This window comes from Micromonospora chalcea (assembly GCF_002926165.1).
Classification (GTDB): Bacteria; Actinomycetota; Actinomycetes; order Mycobacteriales; family Micromonosporaceae; genus Micromonospora; species Micromonospora chalcea.
The window spans coordinates 13,804-27,368 of the sequence record NZ_MAGP01000168.1 but is presented as its reverse complement, the minus strand read 5'-3'; the positions used below and the strand labels follow the sequence as shown (position 1 = coordinate 27,368).

Here is a 13,565-nt window from a genome sequence, read left to right as displayed (position 1 = left end):
GCGTTCGTCCTCGCCACAGCACCACCACCAGCGCACACCCTGCACTGGTCGATCTGGCGACGAACATCCCAAGCCCGAGCCCGTCGATCCCACTACCAGCGCAGACGAGCGAAGTGACGTTGGAGTACTAAGAGGGCATCTGATCTCGGTTGGCGAGGTTGGTCCGGTTAGGTGGTTCCGTTTCGCCAGGTTGGGGTGGATTCTCCGGTGAGGTAACGGCTCATTGTGTTAGCCATCGCCCAGTGGATCATCGCCCGGGTTCGTTGAGGGAGGGTTTCGTAGTCGCGAACGAGTCGTCGATGCTGCATCAGCCAGCCGAAGGTCCGTTCGACGACCCACCGTCGTGGCTGGACGTGGAAGCCCTTCTCGGCTGGTCGGGGCACCACCTCGACGTCAACACCCTGTCAATCCCCTGGAGTCGTGGAGGGCTCCGTTATGCGGCCTGGGCCTCCAGGGCGCGGGTCTCTGATCGTTCGTAGTCGATGGGTGAGCGCCAGTCGCAGACGGAGTGCCGGCGGCGCCGGTTGTAGAAGTCGGTGATCCAGGTAGCGATCTTGATCCGGGCTTCGGTACGGGTGCGGAAGTGGCGGCGGTGGACGTACTCGACCTTGATGGTGGAGAAGGTGGCCTCGGCGACGGCGTTGTCGAAGCACGACCCGACCCGCCCCATCGACTGGCGTACCTTCCACCGGGCGCAGGTCCGGGCAAAGTCGGCCGAGGTGTACTCGCTGCCCCTGTCGCTGTGGAAGATCACCCCTTCGACACTGCCGCCGCGGGTGGCGGCGGCCATGTTCAGCGCGGCGACGACCAGCCCGGCGTCGTGGTGGGCGCCCATGGCATAGCCGAGAATCCGACGCGAGTACAGGTCGATGACCGTAGCCAGGTAGAGCTTGCCCTCGTCGGTGCGGATCTCGGTCATGTCGCCGCACCAGGCGACATCCGGCGCCGGCGCGGTGAACACCCGCTTGATGAGGTCCGGTGCGGCCGGCCGCTTACCTTGGCGGGTCAAGCCCCGCCGGCGGCGCTTGACCCGGGCGGCCAAGCCTAACTCGGCCATGAGCTGCGCGACCGTGTTGTCGGAGACCTGCCAGCCGGACTCGCGCAGCTCGATGCCGATGCGCGGGCTGCCGTAGGTGCCGCCCGAGTCGTCGAACACCTTCTGGACCGCGGCCGCCAGCCGGACACGCCGGTCATCGCGGCGCGTTGGCGGCCGATCACGCCACTTGTAGAACCAGGACTCGGACACCCCCAGGGCCGGCAGGTCACCGCGTGCGGCACGTCATGCTCGGTCCTCTGGGCAGCGATGAAGGCGGCCACGCTCACCGGCCCGTCGCTTCCTTGACCCACAGGACCACGGATCGCTTGAGGACATCACGCTCCATCGCCAGCTCCGCGTTCTCCCGCCGCAACCGTGCCAGCTCCGCCCGCTCGTCCTCGGCCAGCTGCCCCGCAGCGGCCTCACCACGAGTCTCGCGGTCCCTCTTCACCCAGTTGGCCAGGGTCCCGCTGTTAATCCCCAGGTCGCGGGCGACCTGAGCGATCGACTTGCCCGTCTCACGCACGATGCGCACCGCGCCCGCCCGGAACTCCGGATCGAACTGCCGTCTCGTCTCAGCCATGAACCTCTATTCCTCAAGCTCTGGCCTCCACGCTACGAGGGGAAGGGCAATCTGGCGGTTCTGATCCCAGAATGCGTCAGGCGAGGTGAGGCACTGGGCTATCTCGCGGAGCGCGTCGTCCCCGAAGAACCACGTGGTCCCGCTGCCTCTTGACATGGATCAGCTCCTTCGCGACAACAACGATCTAGCATGGCCAGGCGAGCGAAGCAACTTGCCCTCAGCCTCGCAGAGTTGGTTCATCGGCAGAGGACACACAACCGCAGGCTGGTATCGGGCAACAACCGCAGGATGGCACGGTGAGAACTTTCTGTACGTCTACAAGGCGGCCCTTCGGGCCGCTGCGTGCCGCCGGGGCACGCCACGCCTTGCCGCTTCGCTCCCGGAGCGGCGACCCCGGCGGCACGCGACCACCAGCGGGCGTGACGAGGCCCCGCACTCGGCCAGCCTGAGTACGGGGCCTCCATCGATGCCAGGGTCAGGTCGCTTCGCTGCCGGTGTCGGCGCTCTCACCTGCGGGCCTAGCATGGTTGTCGGATGCGGGTGCTGTGTTAGTGGCTCGAATGATCGAACGCAAATTGCCCGCGGTATCCGTGTCGTTGCCGAGGACCCATCCCTTGGGAAGTTGAGCAGCAGGTGTGGCCCGTCCGTCCGGCATGCTTACGCCACGGTCGAACTGCGCCTCGTTCAGGTTCGCCTTCCCGTGGAACTGCGTCTTGTCCAGGTCCGCGTTCTCGTGGAACTGCGCATTGCTCAGGTCCGCGTTCCCGTGGAACTTGGCCTCGCGCAGGTTCGCGTTCCCATGGAACTGGGCCTCGCTCAGGTCCGCGTTCCCGTGGAACTGGGCCTCGCTCAGGTTCGCGTACCCGTGGAACTGCGCCTTAGTCAGTTTCGCGTACCCGTGGAACTGCGCCTTGCTCAGGCTCGTGTCCTCGTGGAATTTGGCCTCGCTCAGGTTCGCGTTCCCGTGGAACTGCGCCCCGCCCAGGTAAGCGTTCCCGTGGAACTGCGCCCCGCCCAGGTTCGCGTACCCGTGGAACTGGGCCTCGCCCAAGTTCGCGCTCCCGTGGAACTGGGCCTCGCTCATGTTCGCGTACCCGTGGAACTGTGCCGCTGTCAGGTCGAGCCGATCCGCGTGACAGAACAAGAGGCTGAAATTGACGAGAGTGGCGCCTACCAGATCGAGGTTCATTCGCTCGTCCGCAGCACTTCGCCAGTACGTGGCAGGCTCAGGATCGTCTGTCTTGCCGGACAGGCGTAGGTGGTTAGTGATTAGCCGCTGCGCCGTCAACCTGACCTGAAGCTCTTCGCGCCGCCGCTGTTGCTCCTCCGGTTCCGGTACCTGCGCGTCCGACGCGACATGCTGCGGCGAACCCGCTGCACTGCCGCGCAGCACCTCCACCGGGGGCGTGTACGGCATCCGCAGGTACGCGCACAGCACCTCCACCACCGTCTGCCGCAGCTTCGGGTTGTCCTGCCCCAGCCGCTCCAAGGCGTACAACCCCGCGAGGCGGACCGCAGCCTTGTCACTGCCCAACTGCTCCGCCGCTGCCACGTACAACGCGGTGATCCGCTGCTCGACCGCGTCCGCCTGGGTGAACTGCTGCGCGTGCTCGCTCCACGCCTGCCGCCGCAATGTCATCAACAACGTCACCCCAGCGGCCAGCCCGGCCGCCACCGTCAGCGCCGTTTTGATCCGGTCCAGCCGTAGCCGCTGCGGATCAGGCACACCCGCCGGGATCGGCGACCACACTCCCAGTAGCCACATCGCGACCGCACCGCCGCCGAGCACCACCACCACGGCCAGCAGCGTCACTGGCCACCAGGACATCGCCCGCAACGGCCGGTCCACCCGCCGAGCAGCGTTCACTCCCGGGTTCGGCCTCCACCGATTCCACACCACACGCACGCCACACAGTGTGAGACCGTCCGTCCAATGGGAGACGCCAAGACCCGCCGACGGAGGTCGGCCCTGCAGCCGCACCGCCACCCCGACCGGCGCAGACGGGATGCCTCCGGCGGGTAGGGCCTCCGGCCCTACGACCCGGAGCGCGCCTCCGGCGGCAAGGGCTACCCGCCCTTGGACCCGGGCGGTTCTGGGATGCCCGGCCAGTCCGGTGCCACCCGCCGCACACCACAGGCAGCCAGACCGGGCCTGCCGGTCCAGGTCGTACGTCCGGTCGGGCGCTCCACCTGGATCGGGCAGGCCCGGCCCGGCAGGGCGAAGCCTGCGAAACGGGAAGCCGGCACCCGCAGGTGCGGCGGATGACCCCGCCCATCGGCTGAATGCGTTGGAGTGCGAAGCAAGCCGAGAGGGCGATCGGGGACCAACGGGGGACCACACGTCCAACCTGGACGGACACGGACAGCGCAGCCGCCGACGGCTTGCCGCCGGGCACATCGTTGCTGACGTGCGCGAACGCCTGCCGCAACGTCCTGGGGGTCAAGGGGTCGTCGGTTCGAATCCGGCCGTGCCGACAAAGAAAGAGCCCTGACCAGCGGGAACACTGGTCAGGGCTTCGATCCTCTTCGATGTAGATTTGAACCGCCCCCGACCCCCCCGTTCACGCGGTGCGGCAACCAAGTTCGTCATAGGTGTGCATCGTTCTCTCCTGGCGTCCGGGTCACCGCGAAGACCGGGCAGCACTTGCGACTGCGTGCCGTGAGTGAGGTCGCCGGCAACCCGTGGACGTCGGCCGCGGAGATCTACGCCCTCAACTGAGGCTCGTCCGTTCGTTCCTGGGGGAGTGACCGCACGGGACGGTAAGGCATGGGGTGGCCGCCACGGAGCGGGCACCCCATGCCGTTATGAGCCGGCTGCCTCCCGGTGCCAGACGAAAGACGCATACGAACACCAAGTATCGGTCCGCTGAACAGGGATGACATGGTGCACTCTCGAAGAGTCGACGACTTCCGGAGTCAGTCTTCACCGAGCGGCGGCATAGGTCGGATCCTTGATCTGGCAGGGATCGGGTTCACGACTGCCTCGGGTGACCGAGGGCTCCTACGCTGAAATTTGTGGAAGATGTCGATGACGCCCGCGAGCTCGTTGAGCAGCGGATGCGCGCCACGGGGTTCGAGGAGGACATCCTCGACAAGGTCTTGGATCTGCTGGAACGCTTCGACACCGATCGGGAGAAGCTGTTCGAGGAGATGCTCTCCAAGCTGGAGCAACCGGGCTATGACGGCCTGACCGACCGGTGGGAGACCAACTGCGAGCAGGCCGAGGCGCTGATGGAGCGCCTCGAATCGGACATCCGGTCGGTGCTGGAGGACAGCCAGGCCAACGCGATGTCCGTCGACGAACGGTGGACCGCGGTCGGCCCGCGTGACTTCCTCGCCGGGGAGCGCAAGATCTGGGCGCAGGTCGCCCGGCTCGACGTCCCCGAGGTCGCCACGCTGATGAGCAAGGTCCTGGAGGCCGACCTCGCGCTCATCAAGAAGTGCGAGGAGGACCTCAAGAACGCGCGCAGCAACGACGCGATCGTCGAGCAGCTGCTCCTCAAGAACTTCGGCTCCATCCAGGACACGGTCAAGAGCCTGCTCGTCAAATACCTCCCGACCTCGGGCGCCCGCTTGATCGTCCTCTTCATGAAGGACCCGTCGTCCAAGGAAGCCGCCAACGAGGCGATCAAGAACTTCGAGAAGCTCACCGCGGAGAACCTCATGGCGGCCAAGCAGAAGCGTGCCGCGAAGCAGACGGTGGTCGACAACATCAAGCTGCTGACCGCGGCCCGCGAACAGCTCGACGAGGACTGGATCGACAAGCTCTTCGCCCGCGGCGCCGAGGCGGCGGGGAACTGGCGCGGCATCGGCGCGTCCGGCGACTACCGGGCCACCGACTGGGACTGGATGAAGGAGAACGTCCTCGACCGAGGGCTCGACACGCGGGCCGAGGCGGCCAAGGAGCAGTCCCGCAAGCTCTACGACGAACTCTTCCCCACGCTCGTGGAGGAGAGCACCAACGCCTTCGCCCAGCTGACCGATGATCCGGGCACGCTGGCGAAGTTCAACGAGGAGCTGGAGAAGGCCTCGGAATCCCTGGAGTCGCTGCTGGCGACCGAGGAAGAATACGTCAAGGACCTGGCCGAGGGACCCTACAAGCAGACGGGCCTCGCCGCGTTCGCACAGGTCAGAGACGCGGTCAAGGTGGGCTTCAAGCTGCTCGCGGACAAGACGGAGGAAGCCGACGACGAGGTCAAGAAGTCATGACCGACCTCTTCGTCGCGGCGGGCGGCCCGGTCGGCGACGGCACCCGGGCCCGGCCGTTCCACGACCCGTGGCTCGCGCTGCGGCAGGCTGCGCCCGGCGACCGCATCCACATCGCGGCGGGCACCTATACCGGGCGCGGCGAGCGCTCCTCGTGGGTCGTCGACACCCCCGAGCTGACCCTGCTCGGCGGATACAGCCCCGACTTCGCCCGCCGTACCCCCTGGCAGACACCGACGGTCTTCGCGGCAAAGACCGGCCTGCGCGTCCCGAACGAGCCGAACATGCTCCAGGGCATCGGCGGCCACGACGGCCTCGTCCTGGACGGGCTGTTCTTCGACGGGGCCGGGCGCGACGACTACGACGAGCAGGGCGGCCTGCAGCGCGCCTCCTACGGGGACGGCCCGCTGGTGAGCCTGCGCGGCGAGCGCATCACCGTCCGCGACTGCTGCTTCGCCAACGGCAGCTCCGGCGCCGTCGAGCTCGGCGGCGACTCCGTGTTCTTCGAGAACAACATCGTCGTCAACTGCGTCGGCCTCAGCCTGCTCACCGTCCGCGACGGCGCCCCCGAGACCCCGGCCGCGGTCAGCCGCAACACCTTCGCCTTCGCCCACGACGACTCCGACCCACCGCGCGGCTCCGGCGCCGACCGGGCCGTCGGCGTACGGGTCAACGGCGCTGCCGCGATCGCCGACAACGTCTTCGTCGGCTGCGGCAACGCGGCCGTCGCCTGCCTGCGCGACGTCGGGCAGATCGCCATCGACCGCAACCTGTTCTTCGCCACACCGCGCGACATCGTGCGCAGCCGGGTGCCGGGCGCGGAGGCCGAGCTCACCGAGGAGTACGCTGCGGAGCTCGAAGACGTCGGCCTGCGCTCGGCGGCCGGCAACACCGTCGGCGACCCACAGCTGACCGGGCTCCCGGCGGTGTGGCTCGACACGTACACGGCGGACGTCGCCGTCACGTACGAGCGCCCGCCGATCGCCGCCCTCAACGCGCTGCGGAGCTCGGCCGGCCTCGGTGAGCTGTCGTCCGCATCAGACCGTGATGTTCAGCGGCCCGTCATGCGCCGGCTCGCCCCGGCCGAGGTGCTCGCCCTCGCGGTCGGCGCGGCGCCGGGCGCGCACCCCGCCGACCTGGCGGCGCCGGAGCCGTTCACCGAGCTCCCGGCCGGCCCGTCGTACCAGGCCGTCGACTGGGCGCGGCTCTACGAGGCCGACCCGGCGCTCGCCGGAGCCCCGGTGCAGGTGCGGGCCGGGGTCGGCTTCGACCAGAACACGCAGATCCTCCCCGAGCTCGCGGAGACGCACATCGGCGTCGCCGTCTACGAGCCCGGCACCGACAACAGCCCGTGGTGGGCGCTCGCCCCGCGCTACGGCCTCGTCCATCACCAGACCGAGGAAGCCGTACGGTATTCGCGCGGCCTCGACGTCGAGTCCACGTACCTGCTCCGCGGCACGTACCGTCTCACGCCGCCCGGCGGGCGTCAGAGCGCCACCATCGTCCTCGACTCCCTCGCGCCCGTGCTCGACGTCACGGCCCCCGAGCCGCCCCGGCCGGCCGGCCGCGACTGGTTTGTGCGGGCCGGATCCTCCGGCGGGGACGGCAGCCGCGAGGCGCCGTTCCGCGACCCGTTCCAGGCTCTCGAAAAGGCCGCCGAGGGCGACCGCATCCTCGTCGCCGCAGGTGAGTACACGGGCCGCCTGCGGTCGGGCACATGGCGCATCCCCGTACGCAACCTGACGCTGCTGGGCGGGTGGGACGCCGAGTTCGCCGCGCGCGACCCCTGGCGGCACCCCGTGCGCTTCGTGCTCACCCCGGAGACCAAGGCGAAGGGCATCTTCGGCGATCCGGTGCTCACCGGCGAGGACTCGGGGGAGGGCCTCATCCTCGACGGGTTCATGTTCGACGGGGCGACCTACAACGCGTACGCCGACAGCGGCGCCCTCGACGCGGGCCATTCCCAGTCGGCGGCGCTGCTCGACCTGCGCGGCGGCAGCGGCGGCATCACCGTGCGCAACTGCGTCTTCGCCAACGCGGCGTACTGCGCCGTGCAGCTCAGTGCGGCGTACGGGACGTTCGAGAACAACGTGGTCGTCAACACGAGCGGCACCGCCGTCCGTGTCCAGGCACCCGGCGCGGGCCCCTGGACCATCCGCGGCAACACGGTCCTGTTCGCCGCCGACCCCACCGGCCGGGCCTCGACCGGGCAGTCCACGACCGGCTGCCTGCTGGACCTCTCCGGCCGGGGTGTCATGCGGGTCGAGGCCAACGTGCTCGCCTTCGCCGACAGCATCGCCGTCCGCGCGACCGTGCCCGACCAGAACCTGCTGCTCGACGGGAACGTGCTCGCCGCCAACCTGTACGCCGACCTCCACGACGGCCGCCACGTGCTCGTCGACGCCGAGAACCGCGACCGGGCGTTCCGCGACGCCCCGTTCGGCGCTCAGACCGGAACCCGGTTCGAGCTGCCGGCGGTGCCGGTCGACGCCGCGTACGCCGACCAGGCCGTCGGCCGCCTCTCGGCGCCGGCCGCCGCGATGCCGAAGGACGGGCTCAACGCCGCCGCGGCGGCGCTCGGCGTCTCGATCACGGCGCCGAAGACGGAGGCACCCGTGGAGGCGGCGCCCCCGGAGCCGAAGAAGGAACCGTCAGTGGCCGACCTGCTCGCGGACCTCGGCCGGGCCCGAAAGGCGTTCGAGGCGAAGGATGCGGCCCCGCCGGCCACAGACACTCCGCTGTACTGCCCGGTCTATCCGGTCGAGGCGGCGCTGAGGCTGGCCCTCGACGCCCCGCCAGGCGAGCCCGGCGCCCACGCCCCGCCTTCATGATCGAAGAGCCCGACTCCACCGAAACCGGGGCGGTTCGGTGCCGGGTGACCGCGCATACCGTTGCCGCCACGAGCCGCGGGCGGCGCTTCAGGTGGAGGTGCGTTCCCGCCACGCCCGCAAGCGGTCACGCAGCCAGTGGTAGCTGGCCTTGGGCGTACGGGATCCGGTGGCGTAGTCGACGTGGGCCAGACCGAAGCGGGGCCCGTACCCGCGGGCCCACTCGAAGTTGTCGATGAGCGACCAGTAGAAGTACCCCCGCAGATCGAGCCGGTCGTCGACGGCGGCCGCACGGGCCGCCGCCGCCAGGTGCCCGGCCACGAACGAGATCCGTTCCGGGTCCGGCTCGGGTCCGTCCCGCAGGTCGGCGCAGCCGTTCTCCGTCACGTACACGGCAGGCAGGCCCGGGTAACGGTCCGCGAGCCCGGTCAGGGTGTCGAACAGCCCTTGCGGCTCCACCGGCCAGCCCAGGTCGGTGGTGGGCAACCCGTCCGGCCGTAGCTGCCGGAACCCGATGTCGAACGCGCTGCGCAGCGCCGGGTCGGGCTGCTCGTACGGGGCGTCGGCGACGTGCACCCGGTAGTAGTAGTTGACACCGAGGAAGTCCAGCGGCGTGGAGATCACCGCCAGGTCACCGTCCCGGCGGAACGACAGATCGCTCACCCCGGCGTAGAGCCGCTCGAACCCGGGCGGGTACGCGCCGCCCAGCACCGGATCCGTGAACTGCCGGTTGAGCATGAGGTCCTGCCGATCCGCCGCCGCCCGGTCGGCCTCGGTATCGCTGGCCGGCACGGCGGGGGAGAGGTTGAGCGTGATGCCGACGCGCGACCGCGGGCCGGCGGCGGACCGGACTGCGGCGACCGCCCTGCCGTGCCCGAGCAGCAGGTGGTGGGCGGCGGCCAGGGCACCATGTCCTTCGGCGGCGCCGGGAGCGTGCCGGCCCTCCGCGTAGCCGACCATCGACGAGCAGTACGGCTCGTTCAGCGTGATCCAGTCCTGGACCCGGTCGCCGAGGACGCCCGCCACCGCGGCGGCGTACTCGGCGAACCACTCGGCGGTGTCCCGTACCCGCCAGCCACCCTCGTCCTCGAGCGCCTGGGGCAGATCCCAGTGGTACAGCGTGACGAACGGCCGGATACCGTGCCCGCACAGGGCGTCGACGAGCCGGTCGTAGTAGTCGAGGCCCCGCCGGTTCACCGCGCCCCGCCCGGCCGGCATGACCCGTGGCCAGGCGACCGAGAAACGGTAGGCGTCCACGCCGAGGCCGGCCAGCAGGTCCACGTCCTCCCGCCAGCGGTGGTAGCTGTCACAGGCGACCGAGCCGGAGGTGCCGTCGTCGACGGCCCCGGGGCGGCGGCAGAAGGTGTCCCAGATCGACGGCCCGCGGCCGTCCTCGTCGACCGCCCCCTCGATCTGGTACGCCGCGGTGGCCGCGCCCCAGATGAAGCCGGCCGGCAGGTCCGGCAGCTCGGGCAGGTCCGGCCGGGTTGCGGCCGCGGCGGCGCCTTGGGATGTGGTGGTCATCCCTTCACCGCCCCCTGCATGATGCCGTCGACGAGATGCCGGCCGAGGAGCATGAAGACGACGAGGATCGGCAGCGTGGCGAGCAACGTGCCGGTCAGCGTCAGGGTGTAGTCGGTGGTGTAGCCGCTGGCCAGTGCGGAGAGCGCCACCTGCACGGTCGCGTTGTCCTGCAGCACGACCAGCGGCCAGAAGAAGTCGTTCCACGCCTGCATGAAGGTGAACAGCCCGAGCACCGCCGCGGCGGGGCGGGCCGCCGGCAGGACGATGTGCCAGTACAGGCCGAACGTGCTGGACCCGTCGACGCGGCCGGCCTCCAGCAGTTCGTCGGGCACGGCGCGGCCGAGGTACTGGGTCATGAAGAAGACGCCGAACGCGGTTACCAGCCCCGGCACGATCACGGCGGTGAGGCGCCCGGTCCAGCCGAGGTCGGCCATCAGGATGTACAGCGGGATGATGCCGAGCTGGTGCGGCACCATCGAGGTGGCGATGGCCACGACGAGAAGCGCCTTTCGGCCTCGGAACCGCAGTTTGGCGAAGGCGAACCCGGCCAGGGTCGAGAAGAACACCACGGAGACGGTGATCGAGCCGCTGACGATGAAGGAGTTCACCAGGGCCCGGCCGAAGTCGGTCGTGTCGAACACGCGCGCGATGTTGTCGAAGAGGTGCCCGCCGGGCACCAGGGCCGGCGGCACCTTCGTGACGGCGTCGCTGGTCTGCGAGGACACGACGATGGACCAGTAGAGCGGGAAGACCGACCCGGCCACGACCGCCAGCAGGGCGCCGTAGCTCCAGACCGAGGCCTTGCGTGGGTACCCGAAGCTCCGGCGCCGGTGGGACCGGCGTTGCGGCGGCGAGGGCGTGGTGCCGGTCTGTACGGGGTCCGCAAGGGTGGTCACGGCGTTCTCCTCAGTCCTCGTCCTTGGCGATGCGCCGGGTGAGCAGGAAGTTGATGATCGCGAAGATGGCGATGACCAGACAGAGCGTCCAGGCGACCGCCGAGGCGTAGCCGAAGCGGAACTCCCGGAACCCCTGCTCGTACATGAACAGGGCGACGGTCTGGAACTGCCGGTCGGACCCGCCGGTGGGCGTCTGGGAGCTGGCGAACAGCAGGGGTTCGGCCATGATCTGCAGGCCGCCGATCGTCGAGATCACCGTGGTGAAGATGATCGTCGGCCGCAGCATCGGGACGGTGATCCGCCTGAACTGCTGAGCCTGCGACGCGCCGTCGAGGTCGGCGGCCTCGTACAGGTGGTGCGGAATCGCCTGCATCGAGGCGAGGTAGATGAGCGCGTTGTAGCCGGTCCACCGCCAGGCGACGATGAACGAGATGGCCAGGTGGGAGCTCCAGGTGTTGGCCTGCCAGTCGATCGGGCCGATGCCGACGAGGCCGAGCGCCCAGTTGACCATGCCGAAGTCGCGGCCGAAAAGCTGGGTGAAGACGATCGTCACCGCCACGATCGAGGTGACGTTGGGCAGCAGCACGCCCATCCGCAGCGCGGTGCGGGCCCGCAGCCGGTGGTTGAGCAGGTGGGCGATCCAGAGCGCGGCGAGCAGTTGCGGCACGGTGGACAGCACCCAGATGCTGAGCGTGTTGCCCAGGGCGTTCCAGAAGTACGCGTCCTGCAGCATCTCGCGGTAGTTCGCGAGGCCGACCCAGCGGTGCGACCCGGAGTCGAGCAGGTCCCAGTCGTTGAACGAGACGTACGCCGTGTACAGCAGCGGGAACAGCCCGAACGCGCCGAACAGCAGGAAGAACGGCAGGATGTAGAGGTAGGGCGAGCCCTTGGTGTCGAGCCGGCTCAGGCCGGCCCGCCGGGCCTGGTGGAGGTAGGTGGCCATCGTCGATCCTTCGTCGCCGGGCGCCGCCGGCGGTCAGGGGCGACCGCCGGCGGCGCGGGTCGAGTTACTTGGCGAGGCGCTCGACGTCGCTGACCATCTGCTTCCAGGACTCGTCGGAGCTTTGCTTGCCCTGTTCGATGCGGACGAGGGCGTCGCGGATGGTGGTCTGTACGTCTCCGGCTCGCGGGCCCTGGTACTGGGGCTTGAGCTGCTTCGCCGCGGTGGTGAAGAGCTGGCCCACCGGTGCGTTGTTGAAGAAGGCGTCCTTGTACTGGGCAATGTCGGGCTTGTCGTACAGAGCCGGGATGGACGGCAGGTTGCCCCGCGCGGTGAACACCTTGGCCTGCTGTTCCGGGGCGGTCAGCCACGCCGCGAGCTTCTTGGCCTCCTCGATGTGCTTGCCCTGCTTGGGAACGGTGAGGTACGAGCCGCCCCAGTTGCCGCCGCCGCCCGGGACGCTCGCCACGTCCCACTTGCCGGCGGCGTGCTTCGCCTGGTCCTTGATCTTGGTCATCATCCAGGCCGGACACGCGATGGTGGCGAACTGGTCCTTCGCGAAGCCGTTGTTCCACTCCTGCGAGCTGCCGATCAGCTTGGCCGACAGGTTGCTCTGGATCGCCTTCACCGTCAGGTCCCAGGCCTTTCGGACATCGGGGCTGGTGCCCACGACGATGGCGTTGTCCTCGTTGTAGTACCCGACCGGGGCCTGGCCGATGATGGCGTTGAACAGTTGGCCTCCGCCATCGAAGAAGGCGCTGCCGGCCGGGGCCTTCGCCGCGTACCGCTTGCCGAACTCGATGTACTGGTCCCAGCCGCTGCCCCAGGCGGCCGACACCTGGTCGCGGTCGAAGGGCATGCCGGCCTTCTCGAACAGGTCACGCCGATAGCAGATGGCCAGGCCGCCGACGTCGGTGCCGTACCCGATCTGCTTGCCGTCCTTGGCCAGCGACGCCGCCCACTTCCAGTCGAGGTACTCGGACTGGCGGTCCTTGCCCAGGTCGACGAAGAGGTTGCCCCGCTCGCGCATCTGCGCGATGAAGCCCGTGTCGACGCCCTCGATGTCGCCCGCGCCGGATCCGGTGGCCAGGTGGGTGATCAGGTCGCGATGATGGTCGTTGTAGGCGGCCGTGCGCTCCTGGATCGTGATGTTCGGGTGCGACTTCTGGTACTCGGCGTACAGGTCCTGGTACCCGAAGTTGCCGAACAGGTTGACGTTCAGGGTGATCTTTTCGTTGCCGCCGCCCGAGCCTCCCTCGGTGCCGGTGCCACACGCGGTCAGCAGTACTCCGGCGGCCAGGGTGGCCGCCGCCAGTCGCAACAGTCGTTTTGGGTGCATGCCAGGGAACCCTTTCGTGCGATGTAACCGGTTACCTGAAACCGGTTACATTGTCGGCGAAGCGATGGTGGTGGGGGTGGGTGGAGTTGGATGAAGATCGGATGCCGGCCGAGTTGCGGGTGATCGCCGGCGAGCACCTTTCCTGGGAAGTGTGAACGGGTTCGGCTAGGGGGTGTCAAGTTACGAAACGATAACGTTCGATGCGGGTTGACC

9 protein-coding genes and 1 pseudogene are annotated in these 13,565 nt (G+C 69.1%); 2 read left to right on the top strand and 8 right to left on the bottom strand.

Features of this window, described 5'->3' with window-relative positions:
* Positions 1–167: 167 nt before the first annotated feature.
* From BAW75_RS29605 to BAW75_RS29590, 4 genes and pseudogenes are all read right to left on the bottom strand, one after another.
* Positions 168–401 (bottom strand): annotated as a pseudogene (locus BAW75_RS29605) (transposase); the annotation flags it as partial.
* Positions 402–433: 32 nt separating this feature from the next.
* Positions 434–1,246, bottom strand: a complete 813-nt coding sequence (locus BAW75_RS29600) for an IS3 family transposase (protein ID WP_208635346.1) — start codon at positions 1,244–1,246, stop codon at positions 434–436.
* A 73-nt stretch (positions 1,247–1,319) separates the two neighbouring features.
* Positions 1,320–1,619 carry a transposase gene (locus BAW75_RS29595; RefSeq protein WP_088981155.1) on the bottom strand — a complete coding sequence of 100 codons (300 nt, stop codon included), beginning with the start codon at positions 1,617–1,619 and terminating at the stop codon, positions 1,320–1,322.
* A 475-nt stretch (positions 1,620–2,094) separates the two neighbouring features.
* Positions 2,095–3,432: a pentapeptide repeat-containing protein gene (locus tag BAW75_RS29590; protein ID WP_146074921.1), complete on the bottom strand. Its 1,338-nt coding sequence runs from the start codon at positions 3,430–3,432 to the stop codon at positions 2,095–2,097.
* A 1,202-nt stretch (positions 3,433–4,634) separates the two neighbouring features.
* On the opposite strand from BAW75_RS29590, the gene BAW75_RS29585 reads away from it, so the two are divergent.
* Together BAW75_RS29585 and BAW75_RS29580 are read left to right on the top strand one after the other, a co-directional pair.
* Entirely contained in the window at positions 4,635–5,828 is a 1,194-nt protein-coding gene (locus tag BAW75_RS29585) for a hypothetical protein (RefSeq protein WP_146074920.1), read from the top strand.
* Positions 5,825–8,656, top strand: coding sequence for a right-handed parallel beta-helix repeat-containing protein (locus BAW75_RS29580; protein WP_104115720.1), 2,832 nt, complete (start codon positions 5,825–5,827; stop codon positions 8,654–8,656). Before BAW75_RS29585 ends, BAW75_RS29580 begins: the two co-directional genes overlap by 4 nt.
* A gap of 87 nt (positions 8,657–8,743) precedes the next feature.
* On the opposite strand, the gene BAW75_RS29575 is transcribed toward BAW75_RS29580, so the two are convergent.
* The 4 genes from BAW75_RS29575 to BAW75_RS29560 all read right to left on the bottom strand — a co-directional run bounded on the left by BAW75_RS29575 (position 8,744) and on the right by BAW75_RS29560 (position 13,352).
* The gene (locus BAW75_RS29575) at positions 8,744–10,177 is read right to left on the bottom strand and encodes a GH1 family beta-glucosidase (protein WP_104115719.1); all 1,434 of its coding nucleotides are present in this window, start codon (positions 10,175–10,177) and stop codon (positions 8,744–8,746) included.
* Positions 10,174–11,073: a carbohydrate ABC transporter permease gene (locus BAW75_RS29570; RefSeq protein ID WP_104115718.1), complete on the bottom strand. Its 900-nt coding sequence runs from the start codon at positions 11,071–11,073 to the stop codon at positions 10,174–10,176. Before BAW75_RS29570 ends, BAW75_RS29575 begins: the two co-directional genes overlap by 4 nt.
* Positions 11,074–11,083: 10 nt before the next feature.
* Positions 11,084–12,016: a carbohydrate ABC transporter permease gene (locus BAW75_RS29565; protein WP_030500465.1), complete on the bottom strand. Its 933-nt coding sequence runs from the start codon at positions 12,014–12,016 to the stop codon at positions 11,084–11,086.
* Positions 12,017–12,080: 64 nt separating this feature from the next.
* Positions 12,081–13,352, bottom strand: a complete 1,272-nt coding sequence (locus tag BAW75_RS29560) for an ABC transporter substrate-binding protein (RefSeq protein ID WP_043329850.1) — start codon at positions 13,350–13,352, stop codon at positions 12,081–12,083.
* Positions 13,353–13,565: the final 213 nt, after the last annotated feature.

Coding starts and splice junctions, on each gene's coding strand:
- BAW75_RS29595 (WP_088981155.1), bottom strand. CDS start 1,619: ATGGCTGAGACGAGACGGCAGTTCGATCCGGAGTTCCGGGCGGGCGCG.
- BAW75_RS29580 (WP_104115720.1), top strand. CDS start 5,825: ATGACCGACCTCTTCGTCGCGGCGGGCGGCCCGGTCGGCGACGGCACC.
- BAW75_RS29575 (WP_104115719.1), bottom strand. CDS start 10,177: ATGACCACCACATCCCAAGGCGCCGCCGCGGCCGCAACCCGGCCGGAC.
- BAW75_RS29565 (WP_030500465.1), bottom strand. CDS start 12,016: ATGGCCACCTACCTCCACCAGGCCCGGCGGGCCGGCCTGAGCCGGCTC.
- BAW75_RS29560 (WP_043329850.1), bottom strand. CDS start 13,352: ATGCACCCAAAACGACTGTTGCGACTGGCGGCGGCCACCCTGGCCGCC.